The organism is Streptomyces sp. NBC_01003, from assembly GCF_045162695.1.
In the GTDB taxonomy this organism is placed as follows: domain Bacteria; phylum Actinomycetota; class Actinomycetes; order Streptomycetales; family Streptomycetaceae; genus Streptomyces.
This window is the reverse complement of sequence record NZ_CP108707.1, coordinates 4409243-4435186: the sequence shown is the minus strand read 5'-3', so window position 1 is coordinate 4435186 and position 25944 is coordinate 4409243. Positions and strand designations below refer to the sequence as shown.

18 protein-coding genes are annotated in these 25944 nt (G+C 67.8%); 11 read left to right on the top strand and 7 right to left on the bottom strand.

The annotated features are described in order from the left end of the window. Positions 1–136: 136 nt before the first annotated feature. Together OG698_RS20180 and OG698_RS20175 are read right to left on the bottom strand one after the other, a co-directional pair. A complete protein-coding gene (locus tag OG698_RS20180; RefSeq protein ID WP_406104505.1) occupies positions 137–2083 on the bottom strand; it encodes an FG-GAP-like repeat-containing protein in 1947 nt (648 codons plus the stop codon). A gap of 451 nt (positions 2084–2534) precedes the next feature. Beyond that, entirely contained in the window at positions 2535–3140 is a 606-nt protein-coding gene (locus OG698_RS20175; RefSeq protein WP_406104503.1) for a hypothetical protein, read from the bottom strand. A gap of 1514 nt (positions 3141–4654) precedes the next feature. On the opposite strand from OG698_RS20175, the gene OG698_RS20170 reads away from it, so the two are divergent. The 6 genes from OG698_RS20170 (at position 4655) to OG698_RS20145 (ending at position 15418) form a co-directional block, all read left to right on the top strand. Next, a complete protein-coding gene (locus OG698_RS20170; protein WP_406111169.1) occupies positions 4655–12295 on the top strand; it encodes a DNRLRE domain-containing protein in 7641 nt (2546 codons plus the stop codon). Then, a complete protein-coding gene (locus OG698_RS20165; RefSeq protein WP_406104501.1) occupies positions 12292–12819 on the top strand; it encodes a hypothetical protein in 528 nt (175 codons plus the stop codon). Before OG698_RS20170 ends, OG698_RS20165 begins: the two co-directional genes overlap by 4 nt. A gap of 291 nt (positions 12820–13110) precedes the next feature. Next, a complete protein-coding gene (locus tag OG698_RS20160) occupies positions 13111–13668 on the top strand; it encodes a hypothetical protein (protein ID WP_406104500.1) in 558 nt (185 codons plus the stop codon). Between the two features lie 110 nt (positions 13669–13778). After that, on the top strand, positions 13779–14237 hold the full coding sequence (locus tag OG698_RS20155) for a hypothetical protein (protein WP_406104499.1): 459 nt from the start codon (positions 13779–13781) through the stop codon (positions 14235–14237). A 37-nt stretch (positions 14238–14274) separates the two neighbouring features. Then, a complete protein-coding gene (locus tag OG698_RS20150; protein WP_406104497.1) occupies positions 14275–14628 on the top strand; it encodes a hypothetical protein in 354 nt (117 codons plus the stop codon). Between the two features lie 253 nt (positions 14629–14881). Next, positions 14882–15418 (top strand): SMI1/KNR4 family protein, encoded by a 537-nt coding sequence (locus OG698_RS20145; RefSeq protein WP_406104495.1) that lies wholly within the window; start codon positions 14882–14884, stop codon positions 15416–15418. A 313-nt stretch (positions 15419–15731) separates the two neighbouring features. On the opposite strand, the gene OG698_RS20140 is transcribed toward OG698_RS20145, so the two are convergent. Further along, positions 15732–16712 (bottom strand): ArsR/SmtB family transcription factor, encoded by a 981-nt coding sequence (locus tag OG698_RS20140; protein WP_406104493.1) that lies wholly within the window; start codon positions 16710–16712, stop codon positions 15732–15734. 72 nt (positions 16713–16784) lie between these two features. Here OG698_RS20140 and OG698_RS20135 point away from each other — a divergent pair, with 72 nt between their 5' ends. The 3 genes from OG698_RS20135 (at position 16785) to OG698_RS20125 (ending at position 20171) form a co-directional block, all read left to right on the top strand. Then, positions 16785–18005, top strand: coding sequence for an MFS transporter (locus tag OG698_RS20135; RefSeq protein ID WP_406104492.1), 1221 nt, complete (start codon positions 16785–16787; stop codon positions 18003–18005). Positions 18006–18144: 139 nt separating this feature from the next. Continuing rightward, the gene (locus tag OG698_RS20130; RefSeq protein ID WP_406104490.1) at positions 18145–19272 is read left to right on the top strand and encodes a hypothetical protein; all 1128 of its coding nucleotides are present in this window, start codon (positions 18145–18147) and stop codon (positions 19270–19272) included. 8 nt (positions 19273–19280) lie between these two features. After that, positions 19281–20171, top strand: coding sequence for a hypothetical protein (locus OG698_RS20125; RefSeq protein ID WP_406104488.1), 891 nt, complete (start codon positions 19281–19283; stop codon positions 20169–20171). A gap of 108 nt (positions 20172–20279) precedes the next feature. Here OG698_RS20125 and OG698_RS20120 read toward each other — a convergent pair whose 3' ends face one another. After that, positions 20280–22289, bottom strand: coding sequence for a calcium-binding protein (locus tag OG698_RS20120; protein ID WP_406104487.1), 2010 nt, complete (start codon positions 22287–22289; stop codon positions 20280–20282). 201 nt (positions 22290–22490) lie between these two features. Between OG698_RS20120 and OG698_RS20115 the strand changes: the two genes are divergently transcribed. Next, the gene (locus tag OG698_RS20115) at positions 22491–23060 is read left to right on the top strand and encodes a DinB family protein (protein WP_327578269.1); all 570 of its coding nucleotides are present in this window, start codon (positions 22491–22493) and stop codon (positions 23058–23060) included. A 9-nt stretch (positions 23061–23069) separates the two neighbouring features. Here OG698_RS20115 and OG698_RS20110 read toward each other — a convergent pair whose 3' ends face one another. From OG698_RS20110 to OG698_RS20100, 3 genes are read right to left on the bottom strand one after another with little or no spacing between them, the layout of a single operon-like run. Then, entirely contained in the window at positions 23070–23258 is a 189-nt protein-coding gene (locus tag OG698_RS20110; RefSeq protein WP_406104484.1) for a DUF397 domain-containing protein, read from the bottom strand. 2 nt (positions 23259–23260) lie between these two features. Further along, complete coding sequence (locus OG698_RS20105; protein ID WP_406104482.1) at positions 23261–23494, bottom strand: Scr1 family TA system antitoxin-like transcriptional regulator; 234 nt, start codon at positions 23492–23494, stop codon at positions 23261–23263. Between the two features lie 20 nt (positions 23495–23514). Further along, the gene (locus OG698_RS20100; protein WP_406104480.1) at positions 23515–23730 is read right to left on the bottom strand and encodes a helix-turn-helix domain-containing protein; all 216 of its coding nucleotides are present in this window, start codon (positions 23728–23730) and stop codon (positions 23515–23517) included. Between the two features lie 245 nt (positions 23731–23975). On the opposite strand from OG698_RS20100, the gene OG698_RS20095 reads away from it, so the two are divergent. Beyond that, positions 23976–25148 (top strand): RNA-guided endonuclease InsQ/TnpB family protein, encoded by a 1173-nt coding sequence (locus OG698_RS20095; protein WP_406104478.1) that lies wholly within the window; start codon positions 23976–23978, stop codon positions 25146–25148. The last annotated feature ends 796 nt before the right edge of the window (positions 25149–25944 follow it).

Below are 25944 nucleotides of genomic sequence, written 5' to 3'. Positions count from 1 at the left end.
CCCTCGAAGAAGTTCACAAATGCCACACCTGTTACGCGGGTAGCTGCTCTATTCAGCGGTTGACTGTCGGTAAACGTCACTGGTTGTACGGGTGTGCTGTAACTCACCTGGAAGTAGTTCGGAAGACACCTGGCGGTCACCTGGTCAGTTCGCCGCCGATACCGGCACCGGCGGCCGTTCCGAGCGCGGTGGGCCCGTAAGAGGCACCCGTCCCGCCGCTCACGGTCATCACGGTCCCGTCGCCCGTGTTCTCGCCCTCGGCGCCGATCGCGAGGCCGGCGACGCCGTCCCCGGTGAGATCGGCGACGGTGACGGCGGACCCGAACCGGTCACCGGCCTCTGCCGCGCCGGGCACCGGGCCCGACCCCTGGACGTACGCGACCGCGCCCGCCGCGCCCACCCCGTCCGCGCCACCGCGCAGCAGGAACGCGTGCCCCGCGCCGGAGTCGTCCCCGGGCGCACCCGCGAGCACGTCGGCGTATCCGTCACCGTCGGTGTCGCTCACGGCCACCGAGGCGCCCAACTCGCCCCCGGTGCCCGCCTGTTCGAGCTCCCCCCGCACGACGACGGCCGCACCCGTCGTCGTGAGCCCGTCCGCCGAGCCGTGGTACGTGGCGACCTCGCCACCGGCCGCCGCGTCGGGCCGACCCACGACCAGGTCGGCGAAGCCGTCACCGTTCAGATCGCCGGACGCGAGGGAGCGTCCGCCCGCGCCCGCGAGGACGGCGGGCTCGGACGTCCGCAGGCCGCTCGACGACCCGCGCACCACGACGAGAGGCCGCTCGCCCGTTCCCGTACGGAACGTGATCGCCGCGTCCTCGAACCCGTCGTGATCGAAGTCGCCCGTGGAGACGGCCGGCTCCTGCAGAGGCCCGTCCGAGAGCGCGATGGGCGAGGAGAAGGTGCGGTCGGAGCCGTCCACGGTCCAGGCGCGTCCGGCGCCGGGCGCCACCGCGAGGATGTCGTTGCCGCCGTCCCCGTCGAAGTCGCCGGTGGCGAGCGCGGCCCCGAACTTCGCGCCGCTCGCGCGCACCGCCGCCGGTTCGTTGATCATTCCGGCCTGCCCGGTGAGCCCGTTCGCGGTGCCGCGCAGCACGCTCACGCCGCCCTCGTCGCTCGCGCCCGGGGTGACCTCCTCGCCGGGAGAGGCGGCCACGAGGTCGGTGTAACCGTCGTGGTCGAGGTCGCCGTACGCGGTCGCGGAGCCGAAGCCGTCTCCGGCCTCGGAGCCGCCGGGCACGCCCTCGGACTCCTGCGTGACGGCGGCCTTGTTCGCCGCGTAGGGCGAGGTCCGGGCGCCGGGTACGACGGTGACCTGGCCGGCGCCGGCCAGGTTGTTCGCGGTCGCTTTCGGGATGCCGGCGGCCAGGTCGGCATGGCCGTCCCCGTTCACGTCGGCACCCTTGGCGGGCGAGTTCTTCGACGCGGCGAGCGTGCGGATGGCGGGCAGGTCGCCGTAGAGGTTGTTGCCCGGGCACTCCGTCGGGTAGCCGTCGCGATGCCCGGAGATCCGGTTCATCGTCACCAGCTGCCCTTGCGTGAACTTCCCGTTGTCCGCACCGGCCGCCATCACGATGCTGCCCGCCGGGTTGATCCCGTACAACCCGAGCTTCCAGGCGGCGAGTTGGGCGATCGCGTCACGCACGGCGGGCGTGGACGCCGCGGTGTTGAAGTCGCCGAGGACGGCGACACCGCTCGTGTCGGTGTTGAAGCCATAGGTGTGGGCTCCGTAGACGGGCTTGTCGACGCCGCCCGCGCGCCCCTCGAACACGGTCCCGCACTTGTCGACGAGGAAGTTGTAGCCGATGTCGTTCCAGCCGTTGCTCTTCACGTGGTACGTGAGAATGCCGCGGATGATCGACGCGGACTCGGCGCACGTGTAGTCGTTCGTCCCGGCCGTGTGGTGCACGAACACGGCTTTCGTGTCGGTCGTGTACGTGGGCGGGTCGGCGACGATCGACTCGTCGGCGCCCCAGCCGGCGCGCGAGGTGATGTCCGGCTGCCCGGCCGCCGAGGCGGTCTTCTCCAGCGCGCCCGATGCCGTACGGGTGCGGGTCCCGGCATCCGGGTCGACGAGGTCCACGCGCAGCCCGCGGGCAGCTTCCCGCCGGTGACGCGCGCCTGCACGCCGTCGGACGCGCCGACCCACAGAGGCTGGGTCCCGCCGCGCACTCCCGCCTTCGTGTGGTCGGGCCCCGACTCCGGCTCGTGGACGTCGAGTTCGAGCGCGCGCCAGGCCGACCAGTGCCCGGTCTCCGCGCTGCGGGTACGGATCTCGGCGGCGCCGTCGCCGAGCGTGGCGTCGGGGTCGGACCAGGTGACGCCGAGCATGCTGAACGGCTCGGTGGAGCGGGCGGCGAGCACGCGCCTGCCGGGGTCGGACCCGTCAGGTACGGCGACGGTGTGCACGGCGCCCTTGTGCGCCGCGGCCTGCACGGCGGTGGGCTGCGAACGCCCCGACAGGGAGACGACGCTGAGCACGACGGCGGCGGCGAGCGCGGTACGGGCGGCCTGGCGGCCGAGGCTCGGGAACATCACTGCTCTCCCTGCGCGCTCGCCGGGGACTCGGAGACCTCGGGCGCGGGCAGTTCGCCCTGGCACGTGGCGCGGCCGAACCTGCCGTAGGCGGTGGCTGTTTGGACATGCTTGCCGCGGATGGCGAGCTGGCAGCTGGCCCGCCCGCCCTTCTCGCCCAGCGTGATGGTCACGATGGGCGGCTTGCCGAGCGGCACGCGCACGGTCTTCTTCCAGGGCAGCGTGACGCCACGCGCGGCGACGGCCTTCCCGGACTCGCTGCGGGCCTGCCAGGTGAGATCGGCGGTGCCTTCACCACTGACCTCGTACGTCACGGAGGCGGTGGGGACGTGACGCGCGGGCTTCTCGTCGGTGTCGAGCACGCCGTAGAGCACGAGCCCGGCGCAGGCCGCGACGACGACGGCGCTGGCGACTATGCCTCGACGGTCAACTCCCTTGGAGCCGTCGGACTCCTTGGGCTCCTTGGGCTCCGTGGATTCCTTGGACTCCTCGGATTCCTTGAGGTTCCTGGATTCGCCGGCTGCCGCCTCGGCTTCCTCCGTGGTCGTTACGGCCGTGTCGGTGGGTTCGGCGGTCGGCTCTGACTGTTCGGACGACGATGGCATGGGCCTGGCTTTCGTGAGGCGAGCATTCCTCGCGCGAATGCGTCGCGCTCGGCGGAGAACCGGGCGGTTATACCGCACTCGGGCGCGGCCGTTCCAACGTCCGGAACAAGCGGATTAATGGGACGGCGCGGATTGTGATGGCCGACATTCCGGGGCTGATCCGGAAATCAGTAGTCGCGGCGAGGTGATCTGTCCGCCCGGATCCCCAACTGCCCGTTTGATTCCAACTGTTGACATGACCATGCGCGGCTGATGTAGAAAGCGTCCGCCCACGAAGGAGAAAGCCAGAAGCCGCCGACGCATGCCCGGAAGACCTCGTCGACCAGGGGTCTTGCGGACGTACGTCGGTCAATCCGTCCTGTCCGAAACCGACCCTCCTCAGTGGCACACAACAGACGTCCGGACGGCAATCGCCGTTCGGAGATCAGGCGTGCCCGAATTTCGCGCGAAGCCAATGACGCACGGAACACGGGCGTGCCGCACAGGAAAGGGCACAGGACGTGAAAGTCCGCTATGGGAGATTGATCTCCTGCCTTGTGGTGTCGGCGGTGGTGAGCGCAGCGCTGCCGCAGTTGGCCTATGCCTCCGCACCGGCCTCGGCGAAGAGCGACGACGACAAGGGCGTCTTCGGCACCGTCAAGAGCTGGTTCTCCGGCGACGACGAGGACCAGGCCAAGCCGCCGACCGGCGGGAAGCTGGAGATACCCAGCCGCGAGAAGCTCCCGAAGGGCAAGAAGGCCGCCAAGCCCAAGCGCGTCAAGGAGCTGACCTCCCGGCGTACGGAGCACGCGCGCTTCTGGCAGATGTCCAACGGGCAGATCCAGGCCGAGCTCTCCCAGGTACCGACCGCGTACCCCACGGGTTCCGGCAAGAAGAAGACCTGGAAGTCGATCGACACCGCTGTCGACGCGACCAAGGCCAAGGGCTACGACTTCGTCAACACGTCCAATTCCGGCCGCAGTTGGTTCGGTTCGGACCCGGACAAGCTGCTGAAGTTCCAGGCGGGCGCGGACGGCCCGGCGGTGACGCTGGGTCTCAAGGGCGCCGGGAAATCGGTCGACCCGAAGGCCAAGGGCTCGACCGTCACGTACAAGGACGCGGCGGCCGGTGGTGCCGATCTGGAGTATCAGGTCGGTCCCGGGCGCGTGAAGGAGAACATCGTCCTGGCGAAGGCGCCGGACGGGCCCGTCTCCTACACCTTCACCCTCGACACGGACGGTCTGACGCCGAAGGCCCGCAAGAACGGCTCGATCGAGCTGTACGGCGAGCTGCCGAACACGCCGGTGATGACGATCCCGGCCGCGTACATGTCGGACACCCGCAAGGACGCCGACTCGCCGTACGGGGTGTCGTACAGCCCGAAGGTCAAGCAGCGGCTGGTCCGGGACGGCAAGAACTGGAAGATCGTCGTCACTCCGGACGCGAAGTGGCTGGCGTCGCCCAAGCGGCAGTTCCCGGTGTCGATCGACCCGACGATCACGATCACGCCGACTCCGTCGCAGTCGCAGGACACGATGGTCCTCTCGGACCAGCCGGCGGCGAACTTCAACAACACCTGGAAGATGTCCGTCGGCAAGACCGACACCGGCATCTCGCGGTCGCTCATCCAGTTCCCGCTGGACGAGATCCCGGCGGGGACGAAGATCGACTCGGCGCGTCTGGGCATGTACTTCGACCAGGCGCACACCACCAACGCCAACGACGTGACGATGGAGGTCCACCGGGCGACCGGCCCGTGGACCGAGTCGGGCGCCACGTGGTCCAACACCAGCACCCTGTCGGGTGAGCTCTCCGGTACCACCGTCCAGATCGATGACGGCGACACCGGTACGGCAGCCGTCGGCGAGTGGCCCCGGGCCACTACGACCGGTGGCGCGGCGACCAACGACGACTTCGCCTACAACAAGAACAGCCTGACGGGCGAGTCGTACACCTGGCAGCCGACGATCAACGAGACCGCGTCCTACCGGGTCGAGGCGCACTTCCCGCCGGCCTCGGACGGGGCGACGGCGGCCCCGTACACCCTGAACCACCGGGACGGTACGGCCACCGGCACGGTCAACCAGTCCGGCACGACCGCGGCGTGGAAGACGGTGAACAGCACCCAGTTCTACTTCTCCAAGGGCAACGCGGGGAAGGTCGTCCTGGGTGACACCAACAGCTCCACGACCCGCAACATCGCGGACTCGATCCGTCTGGTGAACCCCGCCCAGATCGTCAAGAACACGGGTGAGTACAACCAGTGGCACGACTTCGCGGTGACGGACACCGTGCAGAAGTGGGTCTCGGGCACGGCCACGAACAACGGCTTCGTGATCCAGGCCCAGGACGACACGCTGGCCGCGACGCCCACCGGTGGTCCGCGCTACGAGTCCGGTGACGGCGACTACGGCGGCGAGACGTCCTCGTACCCGCGCCTGACCGTGACGTACGGCAAGGTCGGATCGGCGCTCAACTCGCCGACGATCGTGCACGACACGGGCCCGGAGCTGTCCTGGTCGAAGTACACCAACTCGACCGGCGACACCGGCCAGGACATCGTCGAGTACCAGCTGCACCGCTCCACGCAGCAGGTCTTCACGCCGAGCGCGGCCACGCTGGTGGCCCCGGTCGACAAGGCGACCACGGCCTACACCGACACCACCGCGACCCCGACGCCCGACTCGTCCACGGACGAGATCGGCCGCTCGTACTACTACCAGATCGCGGTGAAGACGAAGGACGGCTCCGTCATCGGGTCGCCCACGCGCATCGTCGGCGTGCCGAAGGCCGGCCGCACGATGAAGCTGATCCAGGGAACGGCGGGCGGCGTCACCGACACCACCCTCTCGTCCCAGCAGCCGACGACCAACGAGGACACGATCCTCTCGTACACGCCGCAGAAGTGGCTGAGCGTCGGCAACAACTCGGGTACGTACGGCAAGACGCGCGCCGGGCTGAAGTTCCCCACGAGTTCGATCCCGGCAACGGCGACGGTCCTCGACTCCAAGCTCTACATGTGGGGCGCGGAGACGACGACCGGCACGGACGGCGCGATCTACGAACTCCACGGCCTGAGCAAGGACTTCGACGAGACGACGGCGACCTGGAACAACGCCACGTCGACCACTCCCTGGACGGCGCCGGGCGGCGACTTCTCCGGCACCGTGTCCGACACGGTCGCGCAGGTCTCCGAGGTCGGCCGCCACTGGTGGGACGCCACCTCGCTCACGCAGGGCTGGGTGAAGACCCCGTCCAGCAACAAGGGTGCGCTGCTGAAGCTGAAGGACGAGACGGGCACCGGGCCCCAGGAGCGCACGCTGTTCCTGTCATCGGAGACCGCCGACCAGCAGCTCGGCCCGCTGCTTCGCGTGATCTACGTCGACGCGACGTCGGAGAACACGTACTACGCGCCGCAGACGCCGGCCCGTATGACGCCGAACTCCACGTACACGGTGGACGTGACGGTCACGAACACGACCGGCACCGAGTGGCTGGCGGGTGAGCGGCAGCTGTCGTACACCTGGAAGCTGCCCGACGGCACGGACATGACGACCGGCGGCAACCAGCTCTCCACGGCGATCCCTAACCTGAAGCCGGCGCAGTCGGCGACGGTGCATGCGCAGGTCAAGACGCCGATCAACTCAGACGAGGGCAACAAGCGCACGGACTACGTCCTCGGCTGGGACGTCCGCAAGATCTCGGACGGCAGCTGGCTCTCGGCGGGCACGGGAGGAATCCCGTCCCTGAAGCAGAACGTGGCGGTCGAGGACCCGACGTCGAACTCGCTGGGCCTGGAGAAGTTCTACTCCTACACCGGCAAGAACACGGGCGCCGGCTCGACCGTGATGAGCAACCTCGCCTCCGGCAACACGGTCTGGTCGTACAACGCGTTCACGAACCCCGGCCGCGGGCTCAACACCTTCGCCCGGTTCTCGTACAACTCGCTCGACACGTCCGACACCGTGCTCGGTGCCGGCTGGTCCGGGCAGGCGGCCGGCCCTATCCGTCTGGGCGCGCCCCTGGACTTCCACCCGAACCCGAACCCGACGGAGATCCGTCTCCCGGACGGTGACGGCACGACGCACGTCTTCGCCAAGCAGGGCGACGGCACGTGGAAGGCTCCGGCGGGTGTCCACTACAAGGTCACGATGAAGTCGGGCCTGGACTGCACGCCGAACAAGGACCCGATCCCCGACGCCTGGACGCTCACGCGCCCCGACGGGACCCGCTTCCTCTTCGGTTGCGACGGCTACATGACGTCCGCGATCGACAAGAACGGCAATACGCAGACGTACACGTACGAGGAGCACAAGTCGGGCGGCAAGCCGACCAAGTACCTCGCGTACATCACCGACCCCGCGGGCCGGCAGACGCTGACCGTCACGTACTTCGACAAGTCGACGGCGCCGTTCCTGAAGGTCGCCGACCACGTCCAGTCGATGACGGACATCTCGGGCCGCAAGGTCACCTTCGAGTACTCGGACAAGGCGCTGCTGACGAAGATCACTGACGGTGCGGGTTCGTCCCAGCCGAAGGTGTTCGCCTTCACCTACGACGCCACGCAGGGCAACAAGAACGTCAAGCTGGTCCAGGTCGACGACCCGCGCGGCAAGCCCACGAAGCTCGACTATTTCGCACCGAAGACCGGCGACGACCCGAAGTACCACTGGTGGACGAAGACGATCACGGACCGTCTCAACGGGGCGACCGGCTTCGGATACGCGGTGAACGCCACGAACGCGAAGTTCGTCGACACCACGGTCACGGATGCCGAGTCCCGCGCGATGAAGTACACGACGGATGATTTCGGGCGTCCGGTGCAGACGACTAACGCCAAGTCCCAGGTCACCAAGATGAGTTGGGACGCGGACAACAACGTCACGTATCTGGAGGAGGACAACGGGGCGAAGACCGCTTACTGCTACGACCAGAAGACGGGCTACCCGCTGTGGTCGCGGGACGCGGAGAACAACAAGGGTGGCGTGCCGCCGTCGTCGGACTGCGCGCCCGGTACGTATCCGGCGAACTCTTCGCAGTACACGTACCAGACGCGCCTCGACGGATTCTCCGCCGACCTGTTCACCAAGACCTCCCCGGAGGGGCGTAAGTGGCAGTTCGGGTATGACTCGTTCGGGAACCTGAAGACGGTCACGGACCCGAAGGGTGTCGCCACGACTGGTACGGCGGGCGACTACACGACGTCGTACGAGTACGACGCCTACGGTCAAATGAGCAAGGCGACCGACGCCAACGGCAAGGCGACCGTGAACAGCGGCTTCGGGCCGACCGGATACCCGGCGACCATCACGGACGCGCTGAGCAAGTCGACGGCGTACGTGTACGACGAACGCGGTCAGGTCTCCGAGGTGACGGACGCGCTGGGCAAGAAGACCACCCAGACCTACGACGTCTTCGGTCGACCGCTGGTCAACACCGTGCCGAAGGACCAGAACGCGGGGGTGCTCATCACCACCCCGGCGCCGGTCTACGACGAGAACGACAACATCACCAAGACGACGGCACCCAATGGTGCGGTCTCCACGGCGGTGTACGACGAGGCTGATCAGCTCACCTCGGCGAGGGCACCGGCGAACAACCAGACCGACCCGCGCAAGACGGTCTACGGGTACGACAAGGTCGGCAACCTGAAGACGACGACGGAGCCCAAGGGCTCGCTGACGTCGTCCGACGCCACCGACTACGTGACCACCAATAACTACAACGAGATCTACCAGCTCACCTCGGTGGTGAACTCGGCGACCGACAAGATCTCCTACACGTACGACAACGTCGGCAACGCCATCAAGGTCGTCGACCCGAAGAAGAACGCCACCAGCGACCCGGACGACTACACGACCAAGACCGACTTCGATCTGAACCACCGGGTCACCACGGTCACGGACGCGGCAGGCAAGTCGTCCTCGCGGACGTACGACAAGGATTCCCTGGTCATCCAGGCCAAGGACACCGAGAACAACGTCTCGTACACGGACTACGACGAGCGGGGTATGAAGAAGGAGGTCCGGGTCCCGTACTCGGGCACCAGCTCGATCACGTACCGCAAGACGCAGTTCGAGTACGACCAGGTCGGCAACACCACCAAGGTGATCACGCCGCGGGGTACCGCGACGTCCGCCGCGGACGACTTCACGCAGCGCACCGAGTACGACGCGCTGAACCGTCCGGTCAAGCAGTTCCAGCCCTACGACCCGGCGGACGGGCGCTACAACGACCCGAACGTGTACACGCGCACCGACTTCGACGCCGTGGGCCGGGTGTCGAAGACGTCGCTGCCGCCGTCGGAGGGTGAGACGGTCCGCAACGACACGTCGTTCGAGTACTTCGACAACGGCTGGACGAGGAAGTCCACCGACCCGTGGGACATCTCGACGACGTACGAGTACGACAACCTCGGCAAGCAGACGAGCCGGACGCTGTCCTCTGCGGGCGGGTCCTCGGATCGGACCATGTCCTGGTCGTACTACGCGGACGGTTCGCTGAAGTCGAAGTCCGACGACGGTGTGCCGGTGGGCAAGTCGGTGGTCCTGGCCGACAACTCGGACACCCAGAACACGTCATCGACGGGTACGTGGGCGAAGGGTGACATCACTGGTCAGCAGGGTTACGACCACCGCACACACGCGGCGGGCGTGGGCACGGATGCCTTCACGTGGACGCTGAACATTCCGAAGGACGGCACGTACGCCGCGTACGTGAAGTTCCCGACGGTGACCGGCGCCGCGACGACGGCGAAGTACACGCTGACGCACGGTGCCACGACTGAGCCTTCGGTGACCAAGGACCAGAACGCCAACACCGGTACATGGGTGTCGCTGGGCTCGTACAGCCTCAAGCAGGGCGAGGACGCCAAGCTGAAGCTGGACCAGAACAGCGGCGGCATCGCGGTCGCCGACGGTGTGAAGCTGGTGCGCGACACCGCAGGTGATCCTGCCGACACGGAGAAGAAGAACTTCGTGTACGCCTACGACGTCAACGGCAACACGACGTCGATCGCCGACACCTCGTCCACCGCGAAGATCGACGCCTACACGGTCGCCTACACGGGCCTCAACCAGGTTCAGAAGGTGACCGAGACATCGGCCGGTCAGGAGAAGAAGGCGACCTCCTTCACCTACGACGCCAACGGCCAGCAGGACACGGTCACGCACCCCGACCAGTTCTCCAAGTACACCTACGACCTGCGCGAGTTGGTCAAGACGGTGTCGGTCGGCAAGTCCGCCACGGACGCCTCGCCGAAGGTGACGTCCTACACGTACACAGGCCGCGGCCAGGTGCTGAACGAGACCAAGGCCAACACCAACACCGTGGACTACGGCTACTACCTGGACGGCTCGCTGAAGACGACCACGGAGAAGAAGCCGAACGGCACGCTCGTCGCCTCGCACACGTACGACTACGACCCGAATGGCAACAAGGCGCAGGACGTCGCGAAGAAGATGAACGCCGATGATCACGCGGCGTATCTGTCCTCGACGACGGACTACACCTACGACCCGGTCGACCGGCTCGCCAAGTCGGTCAAGACCGGAACCGGCGCGGGCACCGAGTCGTATGTCCACGACTCCAACGCCAACGTAATCAGCCAGAGCGTTCAGGGAACCACCAGCACCTACAACTACGACCGCAACCGGCTCCTGTCCGCCACCACCGGGAGTTCGACGGCGAACTACACCTACGACCCGTACGGCCGCCAGGAGTCGGTCATGGCCGGCGGAAAGGTGGTCGAGCGGAACGTCTACGACGGGTTCGACCACGTCGTCGACGCGCAGAAGATGGACGGCTCGGGTGCGCTGAAGTCGACGAAGTACACCTTCGACCCGCTGGACCGCACGGCCTCCAAGACGGCGGACGGCAAGACCACCGACTTCGAGTACCTGGGCCTGTCCGACGAGGTCCTGGACGAGAAGGTCGACGGCACGCTGTCCAAGTCGTACCAGTACAGCGCGTGGGGCGAGCGTCTGTCGCAGGTCAAGCACAACGCCGACGGCACCACAGAAGACGGCTACTACGGCTACAACGGGCACACCGACGTCGAGACTGTCACCGACAAGGACGGCGACACCAAGGCGACGTACGGCTACACGGCCTACGGCTCGGACGACAAGTCCGAGTTCACCGGCATTGACAAGCCCGACGCCGTCGACCCCACCAAGGAGGCGTACAACCCGTACCGCTACAACGCAAAGCGCTGGGACGCCCAGTCCGGCACGTACGACATGGGTTTCCGCGACTACAACCCGGGCCTCAACCGATTCACCACCCGGGACATGTACAACGGCGCCCTCGCCGACATGAACCTCGGCAGCGACCCGTACACCGGAAACCGTTACGCGTTCGCGGGCGGCAACCCGACCTCCTCGGTGGAGATCGACGGACACTTTTCCGTCGGCGGTGTCATCGACACCATCGAGTCCGCCGCGAAGAGCACCTTCCAGGAAGCCACGAGCGGTGGAGTCAAGGGATTCTTCAAGTTCGGGTTCAAGACCGTCGGGAAGCGCAACCTCGCCAGTGCGGCCATCAGCGTGGTGGCTGATATCGCCGGGTTCGAGAGCCCGTCGGACATGGCAGTCGACTGGATCGCCGACCAGGTCTTCGGGGACGACGACAAGGTCGAGAAGCACTGGGTGGAGATCGACCGCGGTGCGAACCGGCCACCACTGCTGCCCGATACCGCGGGTGGCGCGTGCAACCAGCCGCGCAGTGAGCGGTACAACTATCAGCCCCTTGTGGACGGTGCCCCCACGGGCGCCACGGCAGTGATCTGCCCGCAGGACCTGAAGCCGCCGAACTCACGAGGGAAGCGTCAGGGCTCCTGGAACCCGCCCGGCTATGTGAGCAAGCGTGACAAGGACAACAACTGGATCTTCAACCGGTCTCACATCATCGGTGACCGGTTCAACGGAGCCTGGGTGCGCGAGAACATCTTCACCGGCTTCCGGGAGATGAACGACCCCGGCATGAAGCGGTGCGAGAACAAGATGGCCACTGCCCTGGAATCGGGGCAACCAGTGCTGTACTCGGGGCAGCTGCAATATGGTAATGGCAGGGAGAACATCCCGACCGGCATCACGATGACAGCCACGACCCCGAACGGTGTGCTATTCGCCGGTGTGACGGTGCAGAACGTACCAGGGAGCCAGGTGACCTGTTGAGCCTCCAGCAACTAGAGGAAGCGCTGCCGGCGCTTCTGGACATCCGGGCGGACGGGCCGAGGGGGGTCGACTGGAACTTCCTCGCGGAGGAGACAGGGGTCGTCTTCCCTGCGGACTTCGTCGAACTCGCCGAGGCGTATCCACGCTTCACCGTCGACGAGTTCCTGGGGCTTCACATCCCGACCCCCGGCGAGGAGGAAAATTTCGTCCGGGGAATGAAGGGACTGCTCCGTAACTTGGAGGAGCTACGGGACTCCGGAATGTCGCACGGAAACGTGCCATATCCGGAACCAGGTGGTCTCGTCCCCTGGGGCGACTCCTGTGACGGAGACGTCTTCTTCTGGCGCGCAAATGGCGCGGACCCGCAGTCCTGGACGATTCTCGTCAGCGGTCACAACGACGACTGGTGCGAATTCAAGGGAACCTTGACGGAGTATCTGGCCGGCCTGGTCACGGGGGCAGTGGCGCCTGACGGCCTGCCGCCGGACTTTCCGAGTGCGACACCGGACATCGAAGCCGACTGATCGAGTCGGCGGCGCGTAGACGGGACCGGCCCGCGGGAACATTTCCGCGGGCCGGTTCTCGGTCTGCCCGTGCGGTCGACTGGGTTGCGGTGGAGGCGCGGCTCGGCACCAGGCTGCCCACGGACTTCAAGCAGCTCGCCGAGATCTTCGGATACGGCGCCTTCGAGAGTCCGGTTGACTCGCGACTCGTCGACTGACTAGAACTCCCACGCCACACAATGAAATAGCCGTCGGCCAGGGACACCTCGGGCCACCCCACACACCGAAAGTCGCTGGACATGCTGGAACAGCTTGGGTGAACAGCCCGGATTGGCGGACGACATGCTGAGGGTCGAAGAGCTGGAGGCCGCGCTTCCGTCGATGACGCAGTGGCGTGTGACTGCGGGTCGTAGCGTGGACTGGACTGCCCTCGAAGCGGACCTGGGTACGGCGCTGCCGTCCGACTACCGGTCCGTGGCGGAGGCGTATCCGGCGCTGGTCATCGACGACTTCCTCTTCGTGTCCGTTCCGCGGCCCGGGGTCGAGACGGCATGGGCGTCCGGGGCCAGGGAGTCGGCCGAGATCCTCCAGGATCTGTACGAGATGGGCGACACCGAGGACTACGTCCCCTACCCGCGGCCCGGTGGTCTGTTGCGCTGGGCGGAGTCCAATGAGGGGGACTACCTCTACTGGAGGATGAGCTCACCCGACCCGGACTCCTGGCCCGTGGTGGTGCGTGGAGCCAACGGCGACTGGTCGGAGTTCCCGGTTGGTGCCGTGGAGTTCCTGGCCGGCGTGTACCGGCGGACCATCGACGTGCCGGGCCTGCCCGAGGGCTTCCCGAGTGACGACCCGAAGGTAGTGGCCTGAGCGGTCGTATCGACTGATCGGCGGCTGATCCACAGGCGCATGTGAACAGCGATCGCCCGCAGGGGTTCCTGGGGGCGATCGTCATTCAGCAGGTCTGATATCGGGGAGTCATGTTTAGCGTAACCTTTGCCACGGAATCGCTGCGGGAAATGCTCGATAAGCAGCGTGAGAAGCTGGAACGTGCCAGTGAAATGGACCTGCGCTGCGAGTACTTCTTGGCGGATATTCGGCTGGCCGCAGGTGGCCTTGGGGTCGAGGAGTTCCCGGGAATTCCGGTGCTCGACTTCATGTTCTGTCTCCTTCTTTCCTCTAAGGCAGTCCGTGAGGGAAACTCCGGAAGGATCAGCTTCACGGAGAGTGACCTGTTGATTGAACTCGTGTCCACTGGTGAAACCTTGACCATCTCGAGGTCTTGGGACCCGGTGGCGGGGAACTGCACCATTGCGGAGTTCCAGGCCGGTGTATCCCTGTTCTCCGGCGAGGCGTTGGAGCTCATTGCCCGCAGGTACCCGGCCTTCCAGACATGCGAGGCTGGTAATGAACGAGGAAGCGGTTCGGATTCCGACTGAATGTACGAACTGCCATCACCCTGTAAAGGGGTGGGGGGTGCAGATCGCCGATCGAGGCAGGCTGCGCTGGGAGTTCAATTGGTCCTGCAGTAACTGTGGGATCGAGTCGGATGACGGCGACTGGGGGCAGGCCCCTAGTTTCATTCGCGACCTCCTTCTGGCCGAGCATGGAAGTAGTTGCATCAAGGCTGTCGACCCGGATGCATCCAGCGGGAAGATCATGAAAGCCTTCCGCGATATCTTCGGGGAATCGATGCCGGAAGCGATGAATTCAGCGATAGGCCTGAAGGCCACCGGCCGAAGTGGGACTCACGTTGGAATTCGTCTGCTTGAAGAGAATCTCGCCGCATCCGGAATCGGAGTTCAAAGCTGCGGGCCGGAACTGGTCTGATGGCGAGATCGTTGCCTGCTTCGCAGGGGGTGATGTTCCGAAGTGAGACGGCGGGCCGGGTCATTCGGCTCACCGCCTTTCGCGTGAAAATGGGTGTTGGCTCGGCGTGCATGCAGTGCACGCCGACCGGTGTGCCCGCGCGTGGAGGCCGTCGTGGCTGCCGGTATGACGCCGCGCCGATGCTCCACCGCCGTCGGAGGACAAGTCCTGGGGCTACGACCACGGCCTGTGGTCGAACGGATTGGCAGACGACATGCAGCTGAGCATCGAAGAGCTGGAGGCCGCGCTTCCGTCGATGACGCGGTGGCGCGTGCCTGGGGGGCGCAACGTGGACTGGGCCGCCCTTGAGGCCGCCCTCGGGACGGCGCTGCCCTCGGACTTCCGCTCCCTGGCGGAGGCGTACCCGGTGCTGGTCATTGATGACTTCGTCATGGTGTCCGTTCCGACGCCCGGTGCCGAGGCGTCATGGGCGGCGGCGTCCAGGAATGACGAGATCCTCCAGGATCTGTACGAGATGGGCGACACCGAGGGCTACGTTCCCTTCCCGGAACCGGGAGGCCTGATCGGCTGGGCGGATTCCAATTCGGGGGACTCCTTCTACTGGAGGACGAGCCCCGCAGACCCGGACGCATGGCCGGTGGTCGTCCGCACGGACAACGCCGACTGGATCGAGTTCCCGGTCGGTGCCGTCGAGTTCCTGGCCGGCGTGTACGGGCGCACCATCGACGTGCCGGGCATGCCCAGGGATTTCCCCAGCGACTTCCCGACAGTGCTGGGCCTGAGTGAGTGACCGCGTGACTGATCGTTGCCTGGTTCCGGGGCGCGGAACGGGCGGTCGCATTTGGGGCAGTCCTGGAACGGGTGCGGTTTGGCGCGGGGAGTCGGGGCCCTGAGGGCTGGAGCTGACCTCAGGCGGTGAGTCAGTAGGCGTGCCGGGCTGTGCAGTTGGGCCTACGGGAGCGACGCCGTCAGGGCCTCCGTGATCGTCGCCAGGTTGGCTCCTGGGTTCTTTGGAGAGTGCCGGGGCGGTCGGGGGCCGGCGGGCTCGGGTCTGGGCCTGCGCCACCGGTCCTTGGGCCGTCAGGCCTCGGTCCCACCTGCGGTTATGTCCCCGGTTCCGGCCCCGACGCCTCCACCAGCACCTCCCCGGCCGCCGTCCGCACGTACAGCACCGACCGCCCGGCACGCCATCGCTCCACAAGACCCGCGTCCAGCAGCACCCGCAGGTGCCTGCCCACCGACCCCAGCCCCTGCCCGGTCACGGCGACCAACTGGGTCGTGCTCATGGGAGTTCCAAGGAGGACCAGCAATCCGGCCCGTGTGGTCCCGATGAGCGCGCCGAGCCCGGCCGGGACGGGGCGTCGGTCGTGGTCCTCGGCGAGCACCCCGAGGCACGGGTAGACGACGGCGTACCGCTCCCGTCCCTCCCATGACACCCAACTCGTCCTCGGCGTCACCGGCATGAACAGCAGGTCGGCCCCGGCGGCGATCTCCCGCGGCGGATTCATGTTCAGGTTGACCTGGAACCGGCTCTCCCCGAGCCACCGTGTCCCCGGCTTCAGCGAGTCAAGGACGGCCGCCCAGCCGCCCTGGCTCACGTGCGTGGTCCGCGCGATCATGTCGGCCTCGAGAACGCGCCGCCGCCGCTCCCAGTACGGCCGTACGGTCTCCTGCCAGACGTACGTCAACAGCGCGGTCGCCCGCTCGGGCAGGTCGTCCCGCTCCAGGGTGGCGGGGAGCGGGCCGTCGAGGCACACCCGGAGGTTGGCGCGCGCCTTCCCGGCCCCGGCCGCCCGCACCCGGGCCACGGTCTCCTCGAAACGCTCGCCCTCGCACGAGGTGGGGCAGAAGAAGTCGGCGATCCAGGACGTGCCGATGGCCACCTGTACGAGGAGTGCGGCCACCGGGTCGGCCGTCAGGCGCGCACGGTAGCCGGGCAGGTGCGTGTGCAGCCAGGCATCCTCGCCCGGATGGGAACCGGTCCCCGCGTGCAGCAGCCTCAGGCTCGCGAAGGTCTCGGCGAACGGCGAGAGCACGAACCGGCTGCGGGCGAGGCTGTCCGCGTCGATCTGCCACAAGCCCATGCGTACGTACGACCTTTCGCGTGTCGGCGAAACAGTAAACACGACCCCCAGTCCGCTCCCAGACTTCGATGCATGCGCAGCTACCGCACCCTGTTCCGCACGCCGGAGTTCACCCCGTTCCTGCTCTCCTTCGCCGCGTTCGCCGCCGCCCAGACGATCGGCGGCCTGGCCCTCGCCACGCTGGTCTTCCGGGCCACCGGCTCCCCGCTCCTGTCGGCAGTGAGCATGTTCGGGCCGCAGCTCGCGCAGCTGATGGGGGGCGCGTTCCTGCTCTCGGGCTCCGACCGCCTGCCACCGCGCGCGGTCCTGTCCGGCCTCGCCCTCGCCTTCGCGGCCGGCACGGCGGTCCTCGCGCTGCACGGGCTGCCGGTCTGGGCGGTGTTCGTCGTCGTACTCCTCCAGGGCCTGGTCGCGTCGCTGGGCGGGGGAGTGCGTGGCGGGCTGCTCAACGAGATCCTGTCGAAGGACGGCTATGTGCTCGGCCGTTCGGTGTACAACATGCTCTGGGGCCTGACGCAGATGGCCGGTTTCGCGACGGGCGGTGTACTGCTTGCGCTCCTGTCCCCACGGACCTGCCTGCTCCTCGCGGCAGCGCTGTACGTGATGTCGGCCCTCGTCACCCGCTTGGGCCTCACGGCGCGGGCACCGCGCTCCTCCGGCCGCCCGTCCGTCGCGGCGACCTGGCGCACCAACGCCCTCCTGTGGTCCTCGCGCCCCCGCCGCCTGGCGTACCTGGGCCTGTGGGTCCCCAACGGCCTGGTGGTAGGCGGCGATTCGCTCTACGTCTCCTACGCTCCCGGAGCCGCCGGCACGCTGTACGCGGTCGGGGCGCTGGGCATGTTCGTGGGTGACATGGCGGTGGGCCGCCTGGTGCCGCCCGGGGTGCGCCCCCGTCTCGCGACCCCGCTGCGACTGCTCCTCGCGGCTCCCTACCTGTTCTTCGTCCTGCGGCCGGGAGCGGCGCTGTCGGCGGTCGCCGTCACCGTCGCTTCCGTCGGTTTCGCCGCGAGCCTGGTCCTGCAGGAACGTCTGTTGTCCCTCACCCCGGACGACCTCGCGGGCCAGGCCCTCGGCCTGCACGCCACCGGCATGGCCGCCCTCCAAGGCATCGGCGCCCTCCTCGCGGGCACGCTGGCCCAACTCACCTCCTCTGCCACGGCGATCACGTTGATGGCGGCCGGTTCGGTCACCGTGACGCTGGCTCTCGCGGCGCTGGGCAGGCGCGAGGAGCGACGGCCGACCGTCCCCGGTACGCGCCCGGACGCCCTGCCGGAACCCGCCGTCACGGACTAGGGCGTTTCCTACAGGCGTCCTGATGCGAGGAGCGCGCCGCACGCGTAGCGATGTCCGAAAGCTCCGGTCGCTCGCGCGCTGAGGGTGGCGTGCTGTAGAACCGGCCCGGTTTCCCCGAGGAGAACCGGAGGAGTCGCTCGTGAATCGCCTGCTCGGCTACGCCATGTGCTGGGTGGCACTCATGGGGGCGATCACTTTCGGGGCCGGTGAGGACCGTAGTGACCGGCTGGCGGCCCTCGTCGCGACGCTCCCCGCGTGGGGCTACATCGGATTCCGCATCCGGCGGGAGGTCCGGGCGATCAAGGAAGACAGCAGACTCGCACGAGGCGAGCGCAGGAGGCTGGAGGCGGTCATGGAGCCGGATGAACTCGTCGATGCTGTAACGCGGTTGGTCGGCAAAGGCGCTCGGCGCTTCGAGTGCTGCGAGGAGGGGCACGGCTCGGGACACGTATGCCTCGCCCTCTCCGAAGAGCTCGACCTCCTCGAACTGATCGACGGGATCAGCAGCCGTTACGGGTCCTCCCGCAACCTCGCCATGCGCGGCTACGCCGATCCCACCGTCGATGCGACGACCGGGCTCCCCGTGCTCACGCCCTTCGGTACTGACGTGATCGACATGCGGGCCTGGGCCCACGCCGACCAGTGGATCGGGGCCGGGACGGTCCGGGTGGGGGACGACATACGGCACGTCGTCCTCGTCGCCGAGCGGGACGTGCCCGTTGTGGAGGAGCTGTCCGTCGACACCACGTGGGTCGAGCGGGTCGTGGCCGTGACCGGGTGGGCCGGTGAGGCCCGTACGGTCGACTGGGATGCGGTGGAGGCGCGGCTCGGCACCCGGCTGCCCACGGACTTCAAGCAGCTTGCCGAGATCTTCGGATGCGGCGCCTTCGACGGCTTCCTCACCCTCTACGTGCCCGAGCCCGACGTCCCCGGCATGGACTTCGTGGAGAACGCGGAGCATCTGGCCGGGTTCGCGGCCCGCTCGGGCACGAGCCTGTGGAGGCCGTACGGCGTCCATCCGGCGCCCGGCGGACTCCTGGAGTGGGGGTCGTCCGAGCAGGCGGACCAGTACTACTGGCTGACCGAAGGCGACGACCCCGACCGCTGGCCCGTCCTCGCGTCGCAGGACATCGCCGACACCTGGACGCGATTCGACGGCACCGCCGCCGAGTTCGTCTTCCGTATGCTCACCGAGCGTTCGCACCCCCACTCGATCGCCCGGTACTACGACACCCACTGGTTCCAGAGTTACGAGGACGAGGAGTAGGCCGGAAAGTGAAGAGATTTCGTCTTGGATATCTGACGGCTATATCGCCCCTGTGCGTCGTGTTGGCCGGTTGCGGCGCGGGGGTGGGTGGCTCGGACGCGGCCAAGCCCACCGCAACGAAGCGGGCCGACGCGAAGGTGCAGGAGAAGGTGAAGGGAGAGGGGAAGACCTCCGCGCCCACCACCCCCGCCGACTTCCTCGACCTCGCCGACAAAGCCATGGCCGCCGAACCCGGCTGGACCTTCGCCGTGGAGGGCGAAGAGGCCCTCAAGCTCCAGGAGCAGGAGAGCGGCGCGTCCTACGAGGCCATCGTGTCGCGCACCGTGAAGCCGGAGGCCCTCCGTTCGGAGGGTGTCATCACCAGCAGCAAGGGTGTAGAGAAGGCGGAGAAGGTGTTTGTCGTCGGCGGTACGACCTACGTCAAGGAGGGGACCGCCGCCTGGAAGAAGGGCGCCTCCACCAACCCTGCGATGGAGAACAAGGTCGAGGACTCGGTGGCCGCCATCGACGCGTACCGGGGTTATCTCAAGGCGGGCAACAAGGATGTCACCGTAGTGAAGAAGGGCGACACGGCCGAGCTTCAAGTCAAGCTTCCGCCATCGGCGTTGAAGGACGTACAGGACCGCGCCTACGTGAAGACCGCCGTCCGCGAGCTCGACCCCGTCCTCGCCCAGCTCCGGAGCACCGGCATCGCCACCAGCACGTCCCAGATCGTGCTCGCCTGGTTCAACGAGACTCTGACCCTGGACGCCAGGACCGGGCGAATCAAAGCCCATAGGTTCGGGTTCACCTTCCTCATTCCGCACGACGGCGGGTACATCAACTACCGGCAGGACGTGAGCGAGGTGAACGGCGGGGTGTTCAAGGGGAGCATCAGCCCTCCCGTGGGCGTGAACTGACGGGAATTCAGTCCGAGCTGAAGGGTTCCGTCCGCCCCGGTGTATCACCGGAGCCCTGTCGTGGCAGGGCTCCGGTGACGCCTGGGGCACGGTAGGTAAAGGCCGGGGCTACGGGCAGCTCACGCGTCCGTCGCCGGGGTCGGTCGTGCAGGTGTCGGTGCCGAGGCCGCCGTTGGCGGTGTCGTTGCCGGAGACGTTGTCGACCGTGTTGAGCCGGTCGTTGCCGAAGTAACCGGTCAGGGTGTCGTTTCCGGGGCCACCGATCAGGGTGTCGTTGTCGAATCCGCCGTCGATGTTGTCGTTTCCGGGGCCGCCGTAGACGGTGTCGCTGCCGTAGCTCGCCCGGACGGTGTCGTTGCCGCTCAGGGCGCAGATCACGTCGTTCCCCCAGCCACCCGTGAGGGTGTCGGCGCCGCTGGTGCCGGTGATCGTGCAGCCGTGCGCGTTGTTCACCGTGCTGGTCGCCGTCGCCGAGTTGTCGGCAGGTACCGGGTCGGTCTGCGTGGCGGTGACCGTGGCCTTGTCGGACAGGGTGCCGGTGGCGGTCCTGGGTTCGGCGACCACCTTCACCGTGGTCGAGGCACCCGCGGCGAGGGAGCCGAGCGCGCAGTTGGCGCTGGTGGACGTGATGGTGCAGGTGCCCTGGCCGGGCGTGGCCGACAGTACGGTGCCGGGTCCGGAGAGGGTGTCCGTCAGCGTGACGCCGGTGGCCGCCGTCGTGGTGCTCTTGTTGGTCACCGTCACGGTGTAGGTGGCCTGGTCACCCAGGCTGACGGTGGCCGGTCCGGTCTTGGTCACGGACAGGTCCACGCCGGTCGGGGGCGGCGTGCCGGTGACCTGGTAGCGGACCAGACCGCGGTCGTCGCCGGTGTTGCCGGAGGCGACGATCTTGCCGTCGGACTGCACCGCCACCGCGCTGGCCGTGTCGAAGTAGCCGAAGGAGGACACGTCGGTGGTCACCTTGCCGCCGGTCCCGAATCCGCCGTCGAGGCTTCCGTCGGCGTTGTAACGGGCCACGGCGAAGTCGGCCTGGCTGATGCCGGCGGCGACGATCTTGCCGTCGGACTGCAACGCCAGGTCGGAACTCCCGTCCAGGGTGCCGGCCCCGAAACTGGTGGCGACCTTCCCGTCGCCGGAGAAGCCGGTGTCCAGGCTGCCGTCGGGGTTGTAGCGGGCCAGCGCGAAGTCGAAGTCACTGGTTCCGGCGACGACGATCTTCCCGTCGGTCTGCACCTTCACCCCGGCGGCGACGTCGGCGTCGGCGAAGGGGGTGGTGACCTTCCCGTCGCCGGAGAAGCCGGTGTCCAGGCTGCCGTCGGAGTTGTAGCGGGCCAGCGCGAAATCGGAGGCGTTCGCCGGGAAGTTGTACCCGGCGCGGCCGGTGACGACGATCCTGCCGTCGGACTGCATCGCCACGTCGTAGGCGGTCGCGCTGCCGCCCGCGAAGCCGGTGGTGACCTTGCCATCGCCGTCGAAGCCCGTGTCGAGGCTGCCGTCGGGGTTGTAGCGGGCGAGCGCGACGTTGGGACCGCTCTCGCCGACGGCGACGATCGCGCCGTTGGCCTGCACCGTCACCGCGAAGGCCTCCTGCGCACCCGTGCCGAAATCGGTGAGCGCGATGCCGTCGCCGTCGAAGCCGGTGTCGAGGCTGCCGTTGCTGTTGTAGCGGACGACCGTGAACCGGTTGCCTCCGCTCACGGGATCCACACTGCGGCCGACCACGACGATCTTGCCGTCCGGCTGCACCGCCACCCCGTTGGCGATGTCCTCGTCGCCCCCGCTCACGTCGGTCAGGACCAGGCCGTCGCCGTCGAAGCTGGTGTCGAGGCTGCCGTTGGTGTTGTAGCGGGCCAGGGTGAAGTCGGCCGCGTCGCCTTGCGGAGAATTGTTGAGGCCGACGGTGACGATCTTGCCGTCCGCCTGCAACGCCATGTCGCGGCTCTCGTCGTAGCCGCCGAAGTCGGTGACGACTCTGCCGTCGCCGTCGAAGCCGGGATCGAGGTCGCCCGGCGCGGCAAGCGCGGCTCCGGGCGCGGTCAGGACGAGCGCGAGGCCGGTGGCTGCGGCAGCCCCGCTTCGCCCCAGCGTTCTTCGCAGACCAGTAATGAGTGTGGGCATGGAGACCTTTCCGCCTCTCATCGCCGAGCAGCGGGCCGCTGCTTCCCGTGGCAGGCCACAGCCTGTTGGTGCCTCCGGGGCCAGACCCGTTCGGCAGGCCGCGCTGGGCCCAGCGGGTACCTCGGGGTTCACTTCAACGGGTGCGCCGCGGCATGCCTCAGCCGCGCAAATCAGTGGCGGCGCGGGCCGCCACCGACGACCATGCGACGTATGACTGACCAACCCGCACGATGGAGCCAGGCGAGCGTCTACCCCGACATGTGGGCCGACCCGGACGACGACCCCCGCAGCAGCGAAGGCGTCAGCGCGGAGGGCGAACTGGAGACGCTCCGGACGTTCCTGACGGACTACCGCCTGACCCTGCGCATGAAGTGCGAGGGCCTGGACCCGGAGCAGCTCGCCCGGCGGTCGGTGCCGCCGTCGACGATGTCGCTGCTCGGCCTCCTCCGGCACCTCGCCGAGGCGGAGCGGGACTGGCTCAACTGGATAACCGACGGCGAACCGCTGCCGAAGCTGTACGGCGAGCCCGACGGGGACTTCAACGGCGCCGTCGCCGAGCAGGCCGTGATCGACGCCGCGTACGCCGATCTCGAACGCGAGCAGGCCGCGACGGACGCCGCGCTCGCGGGGCACGCGGATCTGGGCGAGCGTCTCGGGAAGGTCGAGATCCCGGTCCGGGAGCTGCTGGTGCACCGGGTCGAGGAGTACGCCCGCCACTGCGGCCACGCCGACCTGCTGCGCGAGTGCATCGACGGGAGGGTGGGCCAGTAGGCCCGCCGCTCAGGGGCGCGGGTGGTCGGCTGCCTTCACCGCACCGAGGAACGCCGTCCACGCGCCGCTGGTGAACACGACGGCCGGACCGTGAGGGTTCTTGCTGTCACGTACGGGGACGTGGGCGGCGCAGGCGTGGTCGTTGACTTCGAGGCAGGCGTCGCTCTCGCCGCCGCTGTAGCTCGACTTCTGCCACATCGTCAGGGCTGAGGCATCGGCAACGCGGACGTGCTGCCGCTCACTACTGCCGGGCCGCCCACCGGTCGTCGTAGGACCGCTTCGTCGAGCAGATACCAGGTCACTGGTGAGGCGAAATTGTCCAGGATGCGCGCCCGGTCCAGTCGTGTGACAAGGAGCCTGTAACGTTCCTCGTCGGTCTTCGGAGGGAAGCCGGGCTGAAGGACTTCGCGGGCGTACGCCTTGGTCTGGAGCATGCCGGGCACCAGCTTCGGTGCTAGGTCCGAATCACCGTCGCCTGTCGCTCCAACTCCAGTGCCTCCGCGAAGTGTTCGTCGACGCTGCCCTCTCCCTGAGTCGGCAGGAAGTTCTCGAATACCCCGCCCGTAGTCAGCACCTGGTCCAGGCGTCGCGCGTCCTCAAGCGACGGCCGGCGGCGGCCCGCCTCGATATGGGCGATGTGGGTGCGCGACATGATGGCCCGCGCGCTCAACTCCTCCTGCGTGAACCCGGCGGCCTCCCGGCGCCCCTTCAGCGGATTCTTGCGAGGAGCCCCGGGCGTTCACGCCCGGGAGGAATCGCATCCACGGGGTGCGACGCGGAGCGGCCGGGAGGCGTTCCGGCGGAGCCGGGCCACGGCAGTGTGCGCGGGCAGGGCCGGAGCGGGTGTCGCTCGTTCGGGTGGGGCGGGGGCGAACATGTGGTGGGTCTTCGTCCAGGTGTATAGGTTCGCTGATCGTGAAGCTGGTGATGCGGGTGAAGCTGCTGCCGACGCCCGTACAGGCGGCGGCACTTGAGGCGACCCTGCACGCCTGCAACGAGGCCGCCACGTGGGCCGCGTCCGTCGCCTTCGAGAAAGAGGCACGACGTCCGCTGGCCCTCCGCAAGCACACCTATGCCGAGATCCGGGAGCGGTGGGGACTGGGCGCGCAGGCCGCCCAGCACGCGATCAAGAAGACCTGCGACGCCTACACCGCCCTGAAGGCGAACCTGCGTAGCGGCCGGTACGGGCGGCCCGGTTCCAGGCGTCATGCCCGGGCCTCGGGCAAGCCGGTGGTTTTCCGGCCCCAGGCTGCGCAGCCGTACGACGACCGGATGCTGTCCTGGCAGCACTTGCAGCAAACGGTGTCCATCTGGACCACGGCCGGCCGGCTCAAGGGCGTGGCGTTCACCGGGCAGGACGGGCAGCTGGCTGTGCTGGCTGCGCACCGCCAGGGTGAGTCCGACCTGGTGTTCCAGGGCGGGAAGTGGTTCCTGATCGCGACGTGCGAGATCCCCGAAGCCGCCCCGAACTCTCATCCGGCCGGGTTCCTCGGCGTCGACCTGGGGATCGTGAACATCGCGGTCACCTCCGACGGGGCACGACACTGCGGCAGGCGGATCAACCGCAAGCGCGAGAGTGACCGCAAGCTGCGGTCCAAGCTGCAGAAGAAGAACACCAAGTCCGCCAAGCGGCGGGCGAAGAAGCATGCGGGCAAGGAAGCCCGGCGCGCTAAGGACATCAACCACAAGATTTCGAAGTGGATCGTGGCGGAGGCTGAACGCACCGGTCGCGGGATCGCCCTGGAGACACTCACGGGCATCCGCGAGCGGGCACGGCTGAGAAAGCCCCAACGCGTCAAGATCCACTCCTGGCCGTTCGCGCAACTCGGCTCGTTCATCGCCTACAAGGCGAAGCGGGCCGGGGTGCCGATCGTGCACGTCGATCCGGCCTACACCAGCCGGGAATGCTCGATGTGCCATCACACAGCACGCGGCAACCGGCCATCCCAGGCCCGCTTCTCGTGCCGGGTCTGCGGATTCGTTGATCACGCAGACCACAACGCGTCCCACAACATCCGCCAACGCGGCTGGATGGCGTGGGTCTGCGGGGCCCAGTCAACGGCCCCTGAACTCACCCTCATCGCGTGAGAACTGGATGCAGCCGAACCCATCACAGCCAGTGATGACTCGAGCAGCAAGCCCGGTCGTTTCACGACCGGGTAGTTGACTCAGGTGCCGAACGAAATCCTCCGCCACCCGCGCCTCTCGTCGGACGCCGTACGGCTGCTGACCTGGCAGTTGTCGCTCCCTGGCGACGCCAAGGACTCGTTGTCGAAAACCGCCCGTCAGGCCGAGATCGGCAAGTGCGCCTTCAATCGCGCCAAGGGCGAACTGAAGCGTGAGGGCCATCTGCACGAGTGGCGCCAACAGGGCGTTCGTGGACTGTGGTCGACCGTGCAGCTCGTCTCCAATGTGCCGCTGAAGCCGGAGCAGGCGCTCGCCTTACGGGACGGGGCTCCGGCGGGCGGAAACCCGGCCGCCGGTGAGCCGACGGGTCGGACCGTCGGCCGTCATCCAGAAAAACCCGTTCTTGAGAACACCCTCACCATCCCGAGACGCCTCCGGAGGCGGAGGCGCCTGAGGCTCCCACGGCCACAGAGGGCGGGCGCCAACTCATCGCCACAATCCTGGACTTGGAACCAAGGATCCGCGTCCCGCGCGGCATACTGCCGCAGCTGGCGGCACTGGCAAGCGCCTAGCTGGAGGCGGGGCACCCGCCAGGCGGCGTGCGGGCGCATGTGCAGCGCAGCTTGCCAGGCACCAAGCAGCCGATCCTCAAGCCGGGCGGACTGTTCCGGTACATCCTGAGTGACGTACCACCGGCGCCTGCGGCGGAGGAGGCCCGCCCCGTACCCATGCCGCCACGTATCGCTCAACTGCGGGA